This is a genomic window from Halomonas sp. C10-5 (assembly GCF_057169305.1).
Window position 1 is genome coordinate 2,217,149 of sequence record NZ_CP175665.1, and the last position, 18,282, is coordinate 2,235,430.

Genomic DNA, 18,282 nt, shown 5'->3' on the forward strand with positions numbered 1-18,282 from the left:
GTCTCGCACTGCTCGGGGCTGATCCGGCGGCAAGCTTGCAAGGAGGCGCTGTGAATACCTCCCTGTACGCTACCGATTCCTTCCCTGGAATCGGACCTCCTCTTCAGCTTGCCCCCGGCGCCCCTCGCTCGATCAGGAAGCAGTACCACCCACGGTCAGCTCGTCGATCTTGAGGGTCGGCTGGCCGACGCCCACGGGCACGCCCTGGCCCTCCTTGCCGCAGACGCCGATGCCGCTGTCCAGCTCCATGTCATGGCCGATCATCGACACCTGCCCCATCACCTCGGGGCCGTTGCCGATCAGCGTCGCGCCCTTCACCGGGGCGGTGATCCGGCCATCCTCGATCAGGTAGGCCTCGCTTGCCGAGAACACGAACTTGCCCGAGGTGATGTCCACCTGGCCGCCGCCGAAGCTCACCGCATAGAGGCCACGTCTGACGCTCTTGAGGATATCGGCGGGGTCGTCCTGCCCGGCCAGCATGACGGTGTTGGTCATGCGCGGCATGGGCAGGTGGGCGAAGGACTCGCGGCGTGCGTTGCCGGTGGGCGCCATGCCCATCAGCCGGGCATTGAGCTTGTCCTGCATGTAGCCGGTCAGGATGCCATCCTCGATCAACGGGGTGCGCTGACCGACAGTGCCTTCATCGTCGACACTCATCGAGCCGCGGCGGTCGGCCAGGGTGGCATCGTCCACCACCGTCACCCCCGGCGCGGCCACGCGCTGGCCCATGCGTCCCGCGAAGGCCGAGCTGCCCTTGCGGTTGAAGTCGCCCTCCAGGCCGTGGCCCACCGCCTCGTGGAGCAGAATGCCGGGCCAGCCCGGGGCCAGCACCACCGGCAGCTGGCCGGCCGGGGCGTCGACCGCATTCAGGTTCACCAGTGCCTGGCGGACCGCCTCCTTCGCATAGCGCTCGGCCACGCCCTCGTCGCGCAGACGCGACATGGGGTAGCGGCCACCGCCACCGGCGCTGCCGCGCTCGCGACGGCCGTTGCGCACGGCGATCACGCTGACGTTGAAGCGCACCAGGGGACGGATATCCGCCGCCAGGGTGCCGTCGCTGGCACGCACCAGCACCACCTCATGGACCCCGGAGAGCGAAGCACTGACCTGGCTGATCGAGGGATCGGCGGCCCGGGCCACCCGATCCGCTTCCTTGAGCATGGCGACCTTCTCCTCGGCAGAGAGGCCGGAGAGCGGGTCGACCCCGGCATAGCGCGCCGTGGGTGCGACGGCGACTGGAACGCCCAGGCTCAGGCGCTTGCCGCTGCGCACGATGCCCGCGGCGGTTCGCCCGGTCTCGCCCAGGGCGTCGGCGGTGATCTGGTTGGAGTAGGCGAAGCCGGTCTTCTCGCCGGCCAGGGAGCGCACGCCCACGCCGCCGTCGATATTGTAGCTGGCCTCCTTGACCTCACCATCTTCCAGCACCCAGCCCTCGTGCCAGCTGCGCTGGAAGTAGAGATCGGCATAGTCGATACCCGGGCCCAGGGCGTGGCCGAGGCCGGCGTCCAGGTCATCCAGGGAGAGGCCGCCGGGAGCCAGCAGGATACCGGCGGCTTCATCTAGCAGTGCGTGTCTCGCTTGGGTCATTCTGCGCTTTCCACTGAGATCTGCGGCGCGGTCCAGGGACCGAGCACGCGATAATGAATTCGGGTCACGCTGTCGATGGCATCACCGAACAGGCGGTCGGCGATGAACAGGGCGCCGCCGACCATCGGGGCGCCGGCGATCACCGCCGCCAGCGGCAGGTTGCGGCTGACGGGTACCGTGACCCCCAGCCGCATGTCGAGTTCCCGCCGCGCCAGCTCGACGCTGCCATCCAGAGAGAAGCGGGTGGCGGGGCCCACGACCTCGACCGGCCCCCGCGTCTCGAGACTGCCACCATACAGGGTCGCCGCGCCAGTGACACGATCGAAGGCGGTGCCCTGTCCGGTCACGTCGGAGAAGTCCAGGCGCAGCCGACGCACCAGGTTGTCGAGGTTGAGCAGCCCCACCAGGCGTGCCGGGGTGGACTCCAGGTTGACGAAACGCCCGTCACGCAGCTCCGCCTCGACGCTGCCCCGGGAGCGCTCCAGGGCAAACTGCCAGGGCGCCCCCGGCCAGGCCAGCTGGCTCTTGACCCGGGTCTCGTTGCTTCGGATCACCGCCGCCTGCCCCAGACGCTCCAATGCCGTGCCCAGGTCGCGGCCGTCCAGGTCGAGGCGCGCCCGGGTCAGGCTGGCCGCGGAGCCGGCGGCCTCCCAGACCAGTTCGCCGCGGGCACTGATCTGGCCCAGGGTGAGCCCTAGGGGCGCGATGCTGAGTCGCTCGGGCGTGGCCCGCCAGCGCGCGGTGAGCGGCCCCAGGCGCTGGCCGGCGCGCTCGATATCGGCGACACGCAGGCGCCCGTCGGGCAGCTCGGCCACCCACTCGGGCAGCGGCTCGGGCGCCGGCGGGGTGGCGATCTCGTCGAACAGCGAGCCGACCTCGCGACTGCCCGGCAGCAGCGCATCCAGGGAGAGCCGCGTCAGACCGATATCCAGCGGCTCGGCGAGCTGGGGGCGATAGTCGAGATGCCCCTCCAGCAGGCTGCCATCCAGCGCCAGGCGCCAGCCACCACCCGACTGGGGACGTGCTGTGGTATAGAAGGAACCCAGACAGCGGTCATCGTGCTGCAGGCAGTCGCTCGCCAGGCGCACCTCGCGCAGGTTCAGGTCACCACCCGCCGCTCCCGAGCCGGTACCCACCAGGCCGGAGAGCGATTCACCCCAGGCGGCGGGTGACAGCCTCGGCAGATAGGCGTCGACCCACCAGCCCGCCCCGGTGGGCCAGCTGCCGGTGGCCGGGCGGCCCAGCCACACCTGCCCCTGGCCGCTGTCGCCACCCGGCAGCGCCCGCCAGCGCAGAGCCAGCACCTCGCCCAGGCTCCCATCCAGGCGCCCTTCCGTCAGGTCCATGTCGAGCCGCAGCGGGCGCGTCTCCCCCGCCGACTTGCCCAGCGGGGCGGGCAAGTCGGCGGCCAGCCCCTGGAGTGCGCTCTCCAGGCGCAGAGAGACGCTGTCGCCGATACCCAGCCGTCCGCGCCAGTCGAAACCGCCCGACAGCCGCTCGCCGAGGGCGGTGACGCCGCCCAGCTCGAGCAGCGCCTCCGGTGCGGCCGTGCCGGCAAGCTCGAGACCGCCCTTCAGGGTGTCGATATCGGCGCGCAGCGGCCCGCCCAGCGCCTGCCCCTCGATGCGCCCCTCGAGGCCGCCCTTCTCACCACGCTGGCGCCAGGCGAGCGGCCCCGCGAGATCGCGGAAAGCAAGGCCAAGGGGGCGATACTCCAGGCGCGGGAAGGCGGTCTCGGTGACGATATCCAGCTCGAGACCCTCGGGCTCGGCCAGGGGCAGCGCCAGGGAGAGCGTGCCCTCGGCACGCCCTTCGGCCTGCCAGGCATCCAGGGCCTGCATGCCTTCCACCGGCATGGCCAGCAGGAAGCGACGCAGCCCAGTCGCCTCGGCGGCCAGCTGGCCCTCCACCTCGAGGCGCTCGTCGGCCAGGCGCACCCGGCCGTCGTGTGCCTCCACGCCGAGGCTCTCGGCGTGGGTCACCTCGGCGTCGAGTACGCCGTCGTCGAGGCGCAACCGCCCCTCGATGCCCTCCAGCATCGGCCAGCCCGGGGCGATGGGCAGGCGACCATCGCGAATGGCGAGGTCGAGGCCGAAGCTCGCCGCGACGCGCTCGTCACTGCCCCCGGAGAGCGGCACATGCAGGCGCAGTGAGCCCTCGGGCACGCGCCCCGCCACGCCGTCGGCCAGCCAGTCGCGCAGATCATCACCGAGGATACCCACCGGCAGCCACTCGATAAGCGGCGTCTCCACGGCATCGACATCCTCGAGGGCCAGGGTCAGGCCGAAGCCGCCCCGGGCGCCACGGCCGGCGGAGAGACCGAAGCCGCCGCTGACCTCGGCGCCGTTCCAGCCCACCCTCAGGTCGCGGCCGCTGACCATGCTGCGCGGGCCATCATAGGCCCAGTGCACCTCGCCCGAGGCGTGCTCGAGTGCCATGGGACCGGCGAAGACCTCCGGAAAGTGCAGCGTGGCCGCGTCGTCGCCAACGAAACGCACCAGCCCGTTACCCCCATGGGCCTCCACCCACATGTCGAGGGGGCCGCCGCCCGGCGCCTGCTGCCAGGGCGAGACCTCCACCCCGCGCAGGGCGGCCCGCGCCTGCCACTCACCCTCCCGGAAGCCCAGGCCGAAGCCCATCACTCGCCCGCGCGGGTCGAGGCTGTCCACCACCCGGGCCAGGGCCTCGGGCAGCGGGACCCGGTCGCGCCAGGCGGCCAGCGACCCCAGGTCGAAGGCACTGGTATTGAGCCACCAGCCATCGGCATCGCCGCTCAGGTGCCAGCGATAGGGCAAGGCCGGGCCCCAGCGCGGCGCGGGGACATCTAGTTCGCCGACATCGGGGCTCTCGGCGTCGCCCTGGAACCACGCCTGCCAGCGGCTCTCCCCCTTCAACCACTGGCCACGTCCGGTCACGCTGTCGAGTTCCAGGTCATGGCGTTCTCCCGCCGCGTCCCGGTGGCTGACCGCCAGCCGCTCGATGTCCAGGGCCAGCCGGGCGTCGGCCAGGCTGCCGCCTTGCCAGCGCCCCCACAGGCTCGCCTCGCCACGCGCCTCATCGAGGCGCAGCGGCTGGCTGTTCCCCATCACCGCGGCCAGCTCCACCAGGCTGTCGAGGCGCAACTCGGCCTGCAGGGCGGCGCCGAAATCGCGGAACCCGGCCTGGCCCGGCAGCACCTCCAGTGCCACCTGCATGGCGACATCCGGATCGCCCACCAGATGCAGCTCACCCTCGAGGTGGGCGCGTCGGTCATCACCGGTCATCAACAGTCGTGGCGCCTCGAAGGCGACCCGCCGCTCACGGCCATGCAGTACCACGCTCACCCGCTCGGCCCAGGCGCGCTGGCGCAGCAGCACCCCGACCCAGAAATCGATGCGCTCCAGGTCGAGTTCGCCCTCGGGCTGCAGTTCGGGGGGCAGCTCGGCGGGATCGGGCCAGTGCCAGCCCCCGTCGGGGGTCTGGTAGAGATGAAGTGTCACGCCCTCGAGGCGCGCATCCTCCACCACCGGCAGCCCCTCACGCAGGCTCTGCCAGCTGTCCAAGCGCAGGTGGCCAGACCGCACCTCCAGCAGCGGCCTGTCGCCCTCGCGGGTGCGCAGGCTCAGGTCATCCAGGCTGAGGTGCGGGTCCAGATACGCCAGGCCGCCTTCCAGGGAGGAGATCCGCACCTCCGCCGCGAAGCGCGCCGAGAGCAGCGCCTCCAGCCGCGGCACCAGGCCATCGGCGAGGCCCAGCGCCAAGCGCGCCACCAGCACCAGCAGTGCCACCGCCGCCAGCAACAGCGCCAGCAGGGTCAGGGTCCAGCGAATCACCGGGCGTGTCATGGCCATGGGCTCACATCAGCACGATGTCGTACTGCTCCTGGGAGTAGTGGGTCTCCACCTGGAAGCGGATCGGCTTGCCGATGAACTCCTCCAGGTCGGCTACCGCCGCCGACTCCTCGTCGAGCAGGCGATCCACCACCGCCTGGGAGGCCAGTACCATGTAGGTCTCGGCGCTGTAGGCGCGCTCCTCGCGCAGGATCTCGCGGAAGATCTCGTAGCAGACCGTCTCGGGGGTCTTTAGGGTGCCTCGCCCACTGCAGGTCGGGCACGCCTCGCAGAGCGTCTGCTCGAGGCTCTCGCGGGTGCGCTTGCGGGTCAGCTGCACCAGGCCCAGCTCGGTGACCCCGGTACACTTGGTCTTGGCGTGGTCGCGTTCCAGCGACTTCTCGAGCATGCGCAACACCTGGCGCTGGTGCTCGGTATCCTCCATGTCGATGAAGTCGATGATGATGATGCCGCCGAGATTGCGCAGCCGCAGCTGGCGAGCGATGGCGGTGGCGGCCTCGAGGTTGGTCTTGAAGATGGTCTCCTCGAGGTTGCGGTGCCCCACATAGCCGCCGGTATTGACGTCGATGGTGGTCATCGCCTCGGTGGGGTCGATCACCAGGTAGCCGCCGGACTTGAGCTGCACCTTGCGGCCCAGCGCCTTGTGGATCTCGTCCTCGACGCTGTAGAGATCGAAGATAGGCCGCTCACCGGCGTAGTGCTCGATGCGCTCCACGGCATCGGGCATGAACTCCTCGGCGAACTCGATCAGCTTGACATAGTTCTCCCGGGAGTCGATGCGCACCTTCTCGATATCGTCACGCATCACGTCGCGCAGGATGCGCATGAACAGCGGCAGGTCGTCGTAGATCACGCTGGGCGCAGACGAGGTCACCTTGCGCTCGCTGACCTTGCGACACAACCGCAGCAGGAAGTGCATGTCGGCGGCGAGCTCCTGGACCCCCACCCCCTCGGCGGCGGTGCGCACGATGAAGCCGCCGGTCACCTCAAGGCTCTGCTGGGCCTGGGCCTCCTCGATCAGGCCGCGCAGGCGCTCGCGCTCGCGTTCGTCCTCGATGCGCTGTGAGACGCCGTGGTGGGGAGCATCGGGCATATAGACCAGGTAGCGCGATGGAACCGACAGGTGGGTGGTGAGCCGCGCCCCCTTGGAGCCGATGGGGTCCTTGGTCACCTGCACCACCAGCGCCTGGCCCTCGTGGAGCAAGTGGCCGATGGAGAGCTGCTCCTCGGCCGGGGTGCCGGGGGGCATCACCTCGTGAGCATGGATAAAGGCGGCACGGTCGAGGCCAATGTCGACGAACGCCGCCTGCATGCCGGGTAGTACCCTCACCACCCGGCCCTTGTAGATATTGCCGACGATACCGCGCCGCCGGCTGCGCTCGATGAAGGCCTCCTGGAGCACGCCGTTCTCCACCACGGCGACGCGGGTCTCCATCGGCGTCAGGTTGATCAGTACTTCGCCGCTCATGCGGAAATCCTTGTCCAGATTGCTTTGCGGCCATTATGACATAGAGACCCGGTCCCAAGGCGGAGAGATGGGGCGCGACCTCAGCCGAGGGCGCCATCCCACAGCGCTACCCCCTGGCGGCGCAGCAGTGCGGCGGTCTCGAAGAGCGGCAGTCCCACCACCGCGGAGTGGCTGCCGGCGATACGCTGGACGAACACCGCCGCCCGCCCCTGGATGGCATAGCCCCCCGCCTTGTCGGCGGGCTCGCCGCTGGCCCAATAGGCGGCGATCTCGGCATCGGAGATCTCGCGCATCGCCACCGTGGTGGCCACGCAGGCGTCGAGCAGGCCGGCGGGGCCGGTGACCGCCACCGCGGTAAGCACCCGGTGCTCGCGCCCGGCGAGCGAGCGCAGCATGACGGCCGCATGCGCCGGTCCCTCGGGCTTGCCGAGGATCGCGCCATCGCGGACCACGGCGGTATCGGAGCCGAGGGTCGGCAACGCAGAGAAGCGCGCGCCGGCCAGCGCCTTCTCCCGGGCCAGGCGCGTCACATACGCCTCGGCGGACTCGCCGGGGCGCGAGGTCTCGTCGATATCCACCGGGCGCACCGTCACCGGGACGCCGATGGTGGCCAGCAGCTCGCGCCGGCGCGGCGAGGCGGAGGCCAGGCAGAGCACCGGTGATGGGGTAGCGGTCATGAACAGGTTCCGGTCAGTCGCCGGCCAGGCGCCGCCCCAGGGCATTGAAGAGGGTGGCGAACCAGGGCCAGAGCAGCGCGCCGATCAGCGACGGTGTAAGGAAGGAAAGGTGGATGGCGAAGGGGCCGAGCAGGGTGCGCAACCACTGCTCCAGAAGCTGCACGCTGCCCAGCAGCACCAGCACCATCAGTGCCTGCTGAACCAGCGAGTAGGCACGAAAGCGCGGATAGACCAGGGCGCACAGGAAGGCCAGCAGCGACAGCAGTAGGGCGTTCTGGCCGAGCACCGCCCCCTCGATCAGGTCGAGCAGGATGCCCAGCACGAAGGCATGGAAGACGCCCACCCGATAGGGGGTCTTCATGCACCAGTAGACCAGCATCAGCCCCAGCCAGTCGGGCCGCCAGATCTGCCAGCCTTCGGCGAGCGGCATCACCTGAAGGCACAACGCCAGCAGCAGGGAGCACCAGATCCACGGCAGCGCCAGATTGGCGGCGGAGGGAACGGCCATCAGCGAGCCTCCTCGTCGACGTCTGGGGCGACCCCTTCCCCGGCGGCGGCATCAGCGGCCACCGCCCGGGCGGCCTCGATGGCCGTGGCGTGGATGTCGCCCTGCCAGCCGGGATCATCGAAGCGCAGCTGGCTGGGCGGGAAGAGCAGCAGGAAGTGACGCGAGCGCTGCAGTTGTGCCACCGGCGCGGCGGTGACCCGGGCGAAGGGCTCGCCCGGGTCGTGCACCACCTCGCTGACCCGGGCCACCGGGTAGCCCGGGGGGAAGCGCCCCGCCAGCCCCGAGGTGACCAGCAAGTCACCCTCGCGGATATCGGCGGTGTCGGGGACATGCAGCACGCTTAGGCTGTCATAGCGCCCACCGCCCTGGGCGATGAAGCGCAGGCCGTTGCGATTGACCCGTACCGGCAGCGCATGGCTCGCGTCGGCCACCATCAGCACCCGGCTCGAGTAGGCCGAGACCGAGGTCACCTGCCCTACCAGGCCGGCGGCATCCATCACCGGCTGCCCCACCTGCACCCCATCGCGACGACCGCGGTCCAGAACCATCTGGTGGGCGAAGGGATCGGGGTCCAGGGAGAGCAGCTCGGCGGTGATGAAGGGCATGTCGTGCTGGCGAGCGGCGGAGAGTAGCTCGCGCAGGCGCACGTTCTCGGCGGTGAGATCCGCCATGCGCTGGACGCGGTGAGAGAGTGTCAGGATCTGCTCGCGCAGCCGCCGATTCTCGTCGACCAGAGCACGCTGGTCGGAGAGTGCCAGCGTCGCCCAGCTCAGCACGCTGCTGGGCAGACTGACCACCCACTGGACGGGGGCCACCACCGTGGAGAGCTGGGCACGCACCTCCTCCATGCGGGTCAGCCGCAGGTCGGAGACCATCAGCCCGACCGCGACGATCGCGCAGACCAGCAGGCGATAGACGGGCAGCGGGCCATGCGAGAACAGCGGCTTGATGACGCGTCTCCCCGGGTCAGTCGCTGGACAGCAGCTCGAAGGTGTGCTGGTCGATCATCTCGAGGGCCTTGCCGCCGCCGCGTGCCACGCAGGTCAGCGGGTCCTCGGCGACGATCACCGGCAGGCCGGTCTCCTCGGCGATCAGCTTGTCCAGGTCGCGCAGCAGCGCACCCCCGCCGGTCAGCACCAGGCCACGCTCGGCGATATCGGAGGCGAGTTCCGGGGGCGACTGTTCGAGGGCGTTCTTCACCGCGGCGACGATGGAGGCCAGGGTCTCCTGCAGGGCGTCGAGGATCTCGTGGGAGTTGAGGGTGAAGCTGCGCGGAATACCCTCGGCCAGGTTGCGACCGCGCACGTCGATCTCGCGCAGCTCGCCGCCGGGGTAGGCACAGCCGATCTCCTCCTTGATGCGCTCGGCGGTGGCCTCGCCGATCAGGCTGCCGTAGTGGCGCCGCACGTAGCCGATGATCGCCTCGTCGAAGCGATCGCCGCCGACGCGAATCGACTCGGAGTAGACGATGCCGTTCAGGGAGATGATGGCGATCTCGCTGGTACCGCCACCGATATCCACCACCATGGAGCCCTGGGCCTCCTCCACCGGCAGGCCGGCGCCGATGGCAGCCGCCATGGGCTCCTCGATCAGGAACACCTCACGGGCACCGGCGCCCTCGGCGGACTCCTTGATGGCCCGGCGCTCCACCTGGGTCGACATGCAGGGCACGCACACCAGTACCCGCGGGCTCGGTGTCAGGAAGGTGCTCTGATGGACCTTGCGGATGAAGTGCTGGAGCATCTGCTCGGTGACGGTGAAGTCGGCGATCACTCCGTCCTTCATCGGCCGGATGGCGGTGATGTTGCCAGGGGTACGGCCCAGCATGCGCTTGGCGTCGGAGCCCACGGCGGCCACGCTGCGCATGTTGCCGGACTGGCGAATGGCCACGACCGATGGTTCGTCGAGCACGATGCCTCGGCCGCGGACGTAGATCAGCGTATTGGCCGTGCCCAGATCGATCGACAGATCGCTGGAGAACAGCCCCCTCAAGCGTTTGAACATGGAAGTCGTTACCTAGTGCAGTCCGGGAACCCTGTGCGGAGGCAAACGGTATCACCGCACCCCCTCAGCAGCAAGCGAAACCCCCGTGCACTGGCACATCGAGGCCCTGCCCGAGCGACGCCGAATATGGTACCTTCAGCGGCCTGATTTTCTCATCGAGGACACCCGACTCATGGCGCTTGAACACGCTGATGTGCTCAGGGCCGCGCATCTCGCCCGGCTCGGCCTCTCCGACGAAGACGCCGCCCACTACCTGGACGACCTCGGTCGCATCCTCGAGATGGTCGACCGCCTCCAGGCACTGGACACCGAGGGCGTTGCCCCCCTGGCCCACCCCCTGGACGCCACCCAGCGGCTGCGCGCCGACGAGGTCACCGAGAGCGACCAGCGCGACCATTTCCAGCGCTGCGCCCCGGCGGTGGAACAGGGCCTCTACCTGGTACCCCGCGTCGTCGAGTGAGCCACTTTCTACGGAGCCTCCGGCCCATGCATGACAAGACACTGACCGAGCTCGCCGCCAGCCTGGCGGCCGGCGAGTTCACCAGCCGCGAGCTGACCGAACATCTGCTCGGGCGCATCGAGCGCCTCGATGGCACCCTCAACAGCTTTATTACCGTCACCCCGGAGCAGGCCCTGGCCGCGGCCGACGCCGCCGATGCCGCGCGCTCCCGCGGCGAGGCCGGGCCGCTGACCGGCCTGCCGGTGGCGATCAAGGACCTGTTCTGCACCGACGGCGTGCTGACCACCGCCGGCTCGAAGATGCTGGCCAATTTCATCGCTCCCTACGATGCCAGCGTGGTCGAGCGACTCAAGGCCGCCGGCACGGTGAGCCTGGGCAAGGCCAACCTGGACGAGTTCGCCATGGGCTCCTCCAACGAGAACAGCGCCTTCGGCGCGGTGAAGAACCCCTGGGACACCAGCGCCGTGCCCGGCGGCTCCTCCGGCGGCAGCGCCGCCGCGGTGGCCGCGGGGCTGGCTCCCGCGGCCATGGGCACCGATACCGGCGGCTCGATCCGCCAGCCGGCGGCCTTTTGCGGCATCACCGGCCTCAAGCCCACCTACGGCCGGGTCTCGCGCTGGGGCATCATCGCCTACGCCTCGAGCCTCGACCAGGCGGGCCCCATGGCGCGCACCGCCGAGGACTGTGCCCTGCTGCTGAACGCCATCGCCGGCCACGACCCCAGGGATTCCACCTGCGTGGCCCGCGGCGTGCCCGACTACCGCGAGGAACTCGACGCGCCACTGGCGGGCCTCAAGATCGGCCTGCCCCGGGAGTACTTCGGCGACGGCCTCGACCCGGAGGTGGAGCGTGCGGTGCGCGAGGCGGTGGCGGTCTACGAGTCGCTGGGCGCTACGGTGCGCGAGGTCAGCCTGCCGCACACCCACTACGCGATCCCGGCCTACTACGTCATCGCCCCGGCGGAGGCTTCCTCCAATCTGTCGCGCTATGACGGCGTGCGCTTCGGCCACCGCTGCGAGAACCCCAGCGACCTTATCGACCTCTACAAGCGCTCCCGCGCCGAGGGCTTCGGCGAGGAGGTCAAGCGGCGCATCCTGATCGGCACCCATACCCTCTCCGAGGGCTTCTTCGACGCCTACTACAAGAAGGCCCAACAGGTGCGCCGCCTGATCCGCCAGGACTTCCTAGATGCCTTTGAGGAGGTCGACGTGCTGATGGGCCCGGCCTCCCCCACCCCGGCCTTCGACCTGGGCGCCCAGAAGGATCCGGTCTCCATGTACCTGCAGGACATCTACACCATCGCCGTCAACCTGGCCGGCATCCCCGGCATCAGCGTGCCGGCGGGCTTCGTGGGCAAGCGCCCGGTGGGGCTGCAGATACTGGGCACCCACTTCGCCGAGCAGCGCCTGCTCAACGTCGCCCACCAGTTCCAGCAGGCCACCGACTGGCACCTGCGTCGTCCCCAGCTTGTCGAGGAGAGCGCCTGATGCAATGGGAAACCGTGATCGGCCTTGAGGTCCACGTCCAGCTCGCCACCCGGTCCAAGATCTTCTCCGGCGCCCCCACCGCCTTCGGCGCCGAGCCCAACACCCAGGCCTGCGCCGTGGATCTGGGACTGCCCGGGGTGCTGCCGGTGCTCAACGAGCAGGCGGTGGCCATGGCGGTGCAGTTCGGCCTGGCGATCCATGCCGAGATCCCCGAGGTCTCGGTGTTCGACCGCAAGAACTACTTCTACCCCGACCTGCCCAAGGGCTACCAGACCAGCCAGATGTACCACCCCATCGTCGGCCCCGGCGAGGTAGAGATCACCCTTGAGCAGGGCGAGGCCAAGCGCATCCGGGTGCACCACGCCCACCTGGAGGAGGACGCCGGCAAGTCCCTGCACGAGGACTTCCACGGCATGACCGGCATCGACCTCAACCGTGCCGGCACCCCGCTGCTGGAGATCGTCTCCGAGCCCGACATGCGCTCGGCCAAGGAGGCGGCCGCCTACCTCAAGGCGATCCACTCCATCGTCACCTATCTCGGCATCAGCGACGGCAACATGGCCGAGGGCTCGATGCGCTGCGACGTCAACGTCTCGGTGCGCCCAGTGGGCCAGGCCGAATTCGGTACCCGCGCCGAGATCAAGAACGTCAACTCCTTCCGCTTCGTGGAGCGCGCCATCGAGTTCGAGGTGGAGCGCCAGATCGAGCTGATCGAGGATGGCGGCAAGGTGGTCCAGGAGACGCGCCTCTATGACCCCGAGCGTGACGAGACCCGCAGCATGCGTACCAAGGAGGAGGCCAACGACTACCGCTACTTCCCCTGCCCCGACCTGCTGCCCGTGGTGCTCGATGCCGCCTACGTGGACCACCTGCGCGAGATCCTGCCGGAGTTGCCCGACGAGAAGCGCGCCCGCTTCCAGGACGAGCTGGGACTCTCCGCTTACGATGCCGGCGTGCTTGCGGCCAGCCGCGAGATGGCGGAGTACTTCGAGGCGGTCAAGGACGCCTGCGGCGATGCCAAGCAGGCCGCCAACTGGGTGCAGGGGGAGCTCTCCGGCGCCCTGAACCGTGAGGGCCTGGCGATCCAGGACAGCCCCGTCTCCGCCGCTCAGCTCGGTGGACTGATCGCCCGGGTGATGGACGACACCATCAACGGCAAGGCCGCCAAGCAGGTGTTCCAGGCGCTGTGGAACGGCCAGGGCGAGAGCGCCGACGAGGTGATCAAGGCCAAGGGCCTCAAGCAAGTCACCGACACCGGCGCCATCGAGGCGATGATCGACCAGGTGATCGCGGACAGCCCCGCCCAGGTGGCCCAATACCGCGACGCCGAGCCGGAGAAGCGCGGCAAGATGATCGGCTACTTCGTCGGCCAGGTGATGAAGGCCTCCCGCGGCACCGCCAACCCGCAGCAGGTCAACGGCCTGCTCAAAGAGAAGCTCGACGCCCTGTGCTGACGACGGGGACGAAACTCGGAGCCCAGGAGGAGGTCCGACATGGCCGATGACGTCGGCGCACGGCTGCGCACCCTGCGCACCCTGCGCGGTATCTCCCAGCGTGAGCTGGCCAAGCGCTGCGGTGTGACTCACTCCAGCCTGTCGCTGATCGAGCAGGGCAAGGTGAGCCCCTCAGTCAGCTCGCTCAAGAAGATCCTCGACGCCATCCCCATGAGCGTCGGTGACTTCTTCACCATGGACCTGGAGAACGGCCGCCGGGTCTTCTATTCGGCCGAGGACCTGGCCGACGTGGGCGCAGGCGACGTCATCTACAAGCTGGTGGGCGCCGATCGTCGCGACCGGGCCCTGGCCTTCATGATTGAGACCTATCCCCCCGGCGCCGACACCGGCCGCGAGATGATCGCCCACCAGGGCGAGGAGGCCGGCGTGGTGCTGGAGGGAGAGATCGAGATCACCATCGGCGCCGAGTCGCGGATGCTGAAGGCCGGCGAGGCCTACTACTTCGAGACCAACGTGCCCCACCGCTTCCGCAACCCGGGCGGCGAGCCCTGCCGCTTGGTGAGCTGCGCAACCCCTGCCCGGGCCTTCTAAGGCCCGGGATCAGCCCTTCTTGAGTTTGTCGATCTCCTCGCGCAGCGCCTCCGCCTCCTCGGTGAGGGAGGCGTTGGCGCGCATGTCGCCGTTGCGAGCGGCGTGCATCGCCTTCTCGAGTTTCTGCTCGTAGGCCTTCTGCAGCTTCCTGGTCGGGTCCGTCTTGAAGAGTCCGAACATGGGGCATCTCCTCTGGGGGTGTTCCCACAGCCTACCCCTTTCGGCAGGATAAATCGATACAAGAGTTGTACGAATGATTCGCTTCAATATAACGAGGCCGGCGCCATGGCGCCGGCCTCGTCGTGTCGCGGAGGACCACGCGGCTCAGTTGGCCAGCGACATCCACACGCTCTTGAGGTCGGAGTACTCCTCCAGGGAGTGGTGGGACTTGTCGCGGCCGTTGCCGGACTGCTTGACCCCACCGAAGGGCATGGTCTGGTCGCCGCCGGCCCAGTTGTTGACGAACACCTGGCCCGACTGCAACCGCCGGGTCACCCGCATGATGCGGTCGATGTCCTGGCTCCACAGGCCTGCCGCCAGGCCGTAGACGCTGTCGTTCGCCAGGCGCACCGCCTCCTCCTCCGTGTCGAAGCCGAACACCGAGAGCACCGGGCCGAAGATCTCCTCGCGCCCGATGGCCATCTCGGGAGTGACACCGTCGAACACCGTGGGCGGAATGAAGAGCCCCTTCCCATCGATCTCGGTGGCCTCACCACCGGCGCGCAGTCGGGCGCCCTCCTCCTGGCCACGGCGGATGAACTCCAGCACCCGGCGGTGCTGGGTCTCGTCCACCATGGCGCCCATGAAACTCTCCGGGTCCAGCGGGTCGCCGGGCTGCATGGTCTCGGCCGCGGCCACTAGCTTGTCGATGAAGGCCTCGCGAATGCTGTTCTCCACCAACAGCCGGGAGCCGGCGATGCACACCTCGCCCTGGTTGTGGAAGATCGCCTCGGCGGCGTGGCGAGCCACCTTATCGAGATCCTTGCAGTCGGCGAAGACCAGGTTCGGGCTCTTGCCACCGCACTCCAGGTAGAGGCGCTTGAGGTTGGACTCGCCGGCGTACTGCATCAGCTGCTTGCCCACCCCGGTGGAGCCGGTGAAGGCGAGGCAGTCCACCTCCATGGAAAGGGCGAGCGCCTTGCCCACGGTGTGGCCGAAGCCCGGCAGCACCTGGAAGACGCCACGTGGCAGGCCCGCCTCCTTCGCCAGCTGGGCCAGGCGCAGCGCCGAGAGCGGCGACTTCTCCGAGGGCTTCAAGATCACGCTGTTGCCGGCGGCCAGCGCCGGAGCCACCTTCCAGGCGGTCATCATCAGCGGGAAGTTCCAGGGCACGATGGAGGCCACCACGCCCAGCGGCTCGCGCAGCACCAGCGCCAGGGTCTCCTCGCCGGTGGGGGCCACCTCGCCGTAGAGCTTGTCGATGCACTCCGCCTGGTAGCGGAAGCAGGCGATGGCGCCACTCATGTCGCCGAGCGAGCTTGCGATCGGCTTGCCCATGTCCAAGGTGTCGAGCAGGGCGAGCTCGGCCTTGTGGGCCTCCATCAGGTCGGCCAGGCGCAGCAGCGTCTTCTTGCGCCGGCCGGGAGCGAGGCGTGACCAGCCACCGCCATCGAAGGCGGCGCGGGCATGGCTCACCGCCACGTCGGCGTCGGCGGCGTCGCAGCTCGCCACCCGAGCCAGCACCTCGCCGGTAGCCGGATTGACGCTCTCGAAGGTCTCGCCGCTGGCGGCATCGACGAAGACGTCATTGATGAAGGCGCGGGTCTCGAGCCCGCTATCGGATTTGAGGGCGGCGGTCAGGTCGGCGGCGAGTTGCTGCCACTCGGCCAGGGTCTTGGGCATCTCGGGGCGACTCATGCGGAGGTCTCCTCTTGCTGATCGGTGGTGGTGTCGGCCAGTCGAGCCAGGGTAGCATCCAGGGCGGCGCGCGCCTTGTCGACGAGTTCGTCGATCTCGGCGTGGGTGATCACCAGCGGCGGCGAGATGATCATGGTATCGCCCACGGAGCGCATCACCAGTCCCGAGGCGAAGCAGAGGTCGCGGCACAGGTTGCCCACCGCAAGCGCCTTGTCGAAGCGCTCGCCGGTGGCGGGGTCGATCAGCTCCAGGGCGCCGATCAGGCCCAGCGAGCGCGCCTCGCCCACCAGCGGATGCTTGGCGAGTGCCTGCCAGCGCTGCGCCAGGTAGGGGCCGAGGTCGTCGCGCACCCGCTCGACCACGCCCTCCGCCTCCATCAGCTCGAGGTTCCTCTGCGCCACGGCGGCGCAGGTGGGGTGGCCGGAGTAGGTGAAGCCGTGGAAGAACTCACCGCCCTCCTCGATGAGGGTGTCGGCGACCCGGTCGCCCACCAGCACACCGCCGATGGGCAGGTAACCGGAGGAGAGCCCCTTGGCTATGGGCATTAGGTCGGGCTCGAGCCCGTAGTGGACGCTGCCGAACCACTCGCCCAGCCGGCCGAAACCGCAGATCACCTCGTCGGCCACCAGCAGGATGTCGTACTTCGCCAGCACCGCCTTGACCGCCGGCCAGTAGCTCGCCGGGGGGATGATGGCGCCGCCGGCGCCCTGCACCGGCTCGGCGATGAAGGCTGCGACGTTCTCCTCGCCGAGCTCGAGGATCTTTGCCTCCAGGGCCGCGGCACACTCGCGCCCGAAGGCTTCGGGGTCCTGGCCCTCGGAACGCCCTTCCCCGAACCGCCCTTCTCCAAACCACCAGGGCTGGCGCACATGGGCGATCTTCGGCACCAGGGGACCACCCTGCTCGTGCATGGGCGCCATGCCACCGAGGCTCAGCCCGGCCACGGTGGAGCCGTGGTAGGCGTTCTCGCGACCGATCACCCACTGCTTGTCGGGCTGCCCCTTCAGGGCCCAGTAGCGGCGCACCATGCGCAGCACGGTGTCGTTGGCTTCGGAGCCGGAGCCGGTGAAGAAGACACGGTTGATATGCGGCGGAGCCAGCCGGCATAGCGTCTCGGCGAGCTTGACTGCCGGCGGATGGGTGGTCTTGAAGAAGTTGTTGTAGTAGGGGAGCTGGCGCATCTGGGCGGTGGCGGCCTCCACCAGCTCCTCGCGGCCGTAGCCGAGGTTCACACACCACAGACCCGCCATGCCGTCGAGGATGCGGTTGCCCTCGGAGTCGATGATATAGACCCCCTCGCCACGCTCGATGATTCGGCTGCCCTCCTCACCCAGGGCCTTGAAGTCGGTGAAGGGGTGCAGGTGGTGGGCGCGGTCGAGCCGCTGGTAGTCAGAGGTCTGCATGGTCGACGACTCCAGGCTGGGGAATTCGGGCGGCCCGACGGGAGTGGCACGCCTCGGCGAAGCCGCGAAACAGGGCGTCATAGAGTGGATGCTCGGTGGGGTGCCACTCGGGGTGCCACTGCACGGCCAGGGCGAAGCCCGGGGCATCACCCACCGAGATCGCCTCGACCAGCCCGTCCGGGGCGTGGGCCTCGGCGACCAGGCCCGGCCCCAGGGTGGCGACGCCCTGCTGGTGCAGGGAGTTCACCTGGGCGTGGGGTTCGGGATAGAGCGCGGCCAGCCGGCCGCCAGGCACGATGGCAAGATCATGGCTCGGGGCGTACTGCTCCGCCTTCTCCCCCGCGGGCTCGCGGTGGTCGAGCATGCCCGGCACCCGCTGCACCGCCTGATGCAGGGTCCCGCCGAAGGCCACATTGAGCTCCTGGAAGCCGCGACAGATGCCCAGCAGCGGCAGGCCGAGATCCAGTGCGGCGGGAATCCAGGCCAGGGCTGCGGCATCGCGGTGGAGATCATCGCGGGTATTCTCCGGCTCCCGCTCGGCCCCGTAACGGCCCGGCTCGACGTTGGTATAGCTGCCGGTGAGCAGCAGGCCATCCAGATGGGCCGGCAGGTCGCCGGACACGGCGTCCTCCCACACCGGCAGGATCACCGGCGCCAGGCCGTACTCGCGCAGGGCGGCAAGATACTTGTCGGTGACCATATGCGCCGGATGGCCCTCCACCTCGCGGCGGCAGGCAATCACGCCCACCAGGGGTCGGGACGACATTGCGCTCTCCTCTCGTCAATGAATCTCTATGTTATGCTTTGTTCAACATAGCCTGTCCCGGGACGGATGCCAAGCGGGAGCCGAAAGGCCACAGGATACGATGGTAAACCATGAGTAAGCAGCGACCAGACGATGCCGATACCGCTGTCTGCGGGCCACGCATAACGTAAAGTATTTGACAACACCCAGG

15 protein-coding genes are annotated in these 18,282 nt (G+C 69.1%); 4 read left to right on the forward strand and 11 right to left on the reverse strand.

All coding sequences use genetic code 11. The features are described 5' to 3' along the window. Positions 1 to 132 precede the first annotated feature (132 nt). The 7 genes from tldD to ACJ7IV_RS10410 form a co-directional block, all read right to left on the reverse strand. Positions 133 to 1,587: a metalloprotease TldD gene (gene tldD / locus ACJ7IV_RS10380; protein ID WP_483864320.1), complete on the reverse strand. Its 1,455-nt coding sequence runs from the start codon at positions 1,585 to 1,587 to the stop codon at positions 133 to 135. Further along, positions 1,584 to 5,417, reverse strand: coding sequence for a YhdP family phospholipid transporter (locus ACJ7IV_RS10385; protein WP_483864321.1), 3,834 nt, complete (start codon positions 5,415 to 5,417; stop codon positions 1,584 to 1,586). The genes tldD and ACJ7IV_RS10385 overlap by 4 nt, the downstream gene beginning before the upstream one ends. Before the next feature lie 4 nt (positions 5,418 to 5,421). Next, positions 5,422 to 6,885 carry a ribonuclease G gene (gene rng / locus ACJ7IV_RS10390; protein ID WP_213313042.1) on the reverse strand — a complete coding sequence of 488 codons (1,464 nt, stop codon included), beginning with the start codon at positions 6,883 to 6,885 and terminating at the stop codon, positions 5,422 to 5,424. Positions 6,886 to 6,965: 80 nt separating this feature from the next. Next, the gene (locus tag ACJ7IV_RS10395; protein ID WP_483864322.1) at positions 6,966 to 7,562 is read right to left on the reverse strand and encodes a Maf family protein; all 597 of its coding nucleotides are present in this window, start codon (positions 7,560 to 7,562) and stop codon (positions 6,966 to 6,968) included. 13 nt (positions 7,563 to 7,575) lie between these two features. Then, positions 7,576 to 8,070 (reverse strand): rod shape-determining protein MreD, encoded by a 495-nt coding sequence (gene mreD / locus ACJ7IV_RS10400; RefSeq protein WP_483864323.1) that lies wholly within the window; start codon positions 8,068 to 8,070, stop codon positions 7,576 to 7,578. Next, positions 8,070 to 8,978 (reverse strand): rod shape-determining protein MreC, encoded by a 909-nt coding sequence (mreC, locus tag ACJ7IV_RS10405; RefSeq protein WP_483866575.1) that lies wholly within the window; start codon positions 8,976 to 8,978, stop codon positions 8,070 to 8,072. Before mreC ends, mreD begins: the two co-directional genes overlap by 1 nt. Before the next feature lie 58 nt (positions 8,979 to 9,036). After that, positions 9,037 to 10,074 (reverse strand): rod shape-determining protein, encoded by a 1,038-nt coding sequence (locus ACJ7IV_RS10410; protein WP_023005904.1) that lies wholly within the window; start codon positions 10,072 to 10,074, stop codon positions 9,037 to 9,039. A gap of 172 nt (positions 10,075 to 10,246) precedes the next feature. Here ACJ7IV_RS10410 and gatC point away from each other — a divergent pair, with 172 nt between their 5' ends. From gatC to ACJ7IV_RS10430, 4 genes are read left to right on the forward strand one after another with little or no spacing between them, the layout of a single operon-like run. Then, a complete protein-coding gene (gene gatC, locus ACJ7IV_RS10415) occupies positions 10,247 to 10,534 on the forward strand; it encodes an Asp-tRNA(Asn)/Glu-tRNA(Gln) amidotransferase subunit GatC (protein WP_483864324.1) in 288 nt (95 codons plus the stop codon). A 26-nt stretch (positions 10,535 to 10,560) separates the two neighbouring features. After that, on the forward strand, positions 10,561 to 12,021 hold the full coding sequence (gene gatA, locus ACJ7IV_RS10420) for an Asp-tRNA(Asn)/Glu-tRNA(Gln) amidotransferase subunit GatA (protein WP_349609238.1): 1,461 nt from the start codon (positions 10,561 to 10,563) through the stop codon (positions 12,019 to 12,021). Continuing rightward, complete coding sequence (gene gatB / locus ACJ7IV_RS10425) at positions 12,021 to 13,475, forward strand: Asp-tRNA(Asn)/Glu-tRNA(Gln) amidotransferase subunit GatB (RefSeq protein ID WP_483864325.1); 1,455 nt, start codon at positions 12,021 to 12,023, stop codon at positions 13,473 to 13,475. Before gatA ends, gatB begins: the two co-directional genes overlap by 1 nt. A 39-nt stretch (positions 13,476 to 13,514) precedes the next feature. Then, complete coding sequence (locus ACJ7IV_RS10430) at positions 13,515 to 14,066, forward strand: cupin domain-containing protein (RefSeq protein ID WP_161432420.1); 552 nt, start codon at positions 13,515 to 13,517, stop codon at positions 14,064 to 14,066. 9 nt (positions 14,067 to 14,075) lie between these two features. Here ACJ7IV_RS10430 and ACJ7IV_RS10435 read toward each other — a convergent pair whose 3' ends face one another. The 4 genes from ACJ7IV_RS10435 to ACJ7IV_RS10450 form a co-directional block, all read right to left on the reverse strand. Continuing rightward, positions 14,076 to 14,246, reverse strand: coding sequence for a DUF6435 family protein (locus tag ACJ7IV_RS10435; protein ID WP_483864326.1), 171 nt, complete (start codon positions 14,244 to 14,246; stop codon positions 14,076 to 14,078). Between the two features lie 144 nt (positions 14,247 to 14,390). Next, on the reverse strand, positions 14,391 to 15,923 hold the full coding sequence (locus ACJ7IV_RS10440; protein ID WP_483864327.1) for an aldehyde dehydrogenase: 1,533 nt from the start codon (positions 15,921 to 15,923) through the stop codon (positions 14,391 to 14,393). Further along, the gene (locus tag ACJ7IV_RS10445) at positions 15,920 to 17,326 is read right to left on the reverse strand and encodes an aspartate aminotransferase family protein (protein ID WP_483864328.1); all 1,407 of its coding nucleotides are present in this window, start codon (positions 17,324 to 17,326) and stop codon (positions 15,920 to 15,922) included. Before ACJ7IV_RS10445 ends, ACJ7IV_RS10440 begins: the two co-directional genes overlap by 4 nt. Next, the gene (locus tag ACJ7IV_RS10450; RefSeq protein WP_282040416.1) at positions 17,313 to 18,092 is read right to left on the reverse strand and encodes a gamma-glutamyl-gamma-aminobutyrate hydrolase family protein; all 780 of its coding nucleotides are present in this window, start codon (positions 18,090 to 18,092) and stop codon (positions 17,313 to 17,315) included. The genes ACJ7IV_RS10445 and ACJ7IV_RS10450 overlap by 14 nt, the downstream gene beginning before the upstream one ends. Positions 18,093 to 18,282 lie beyond the last annotated feature (190 nt).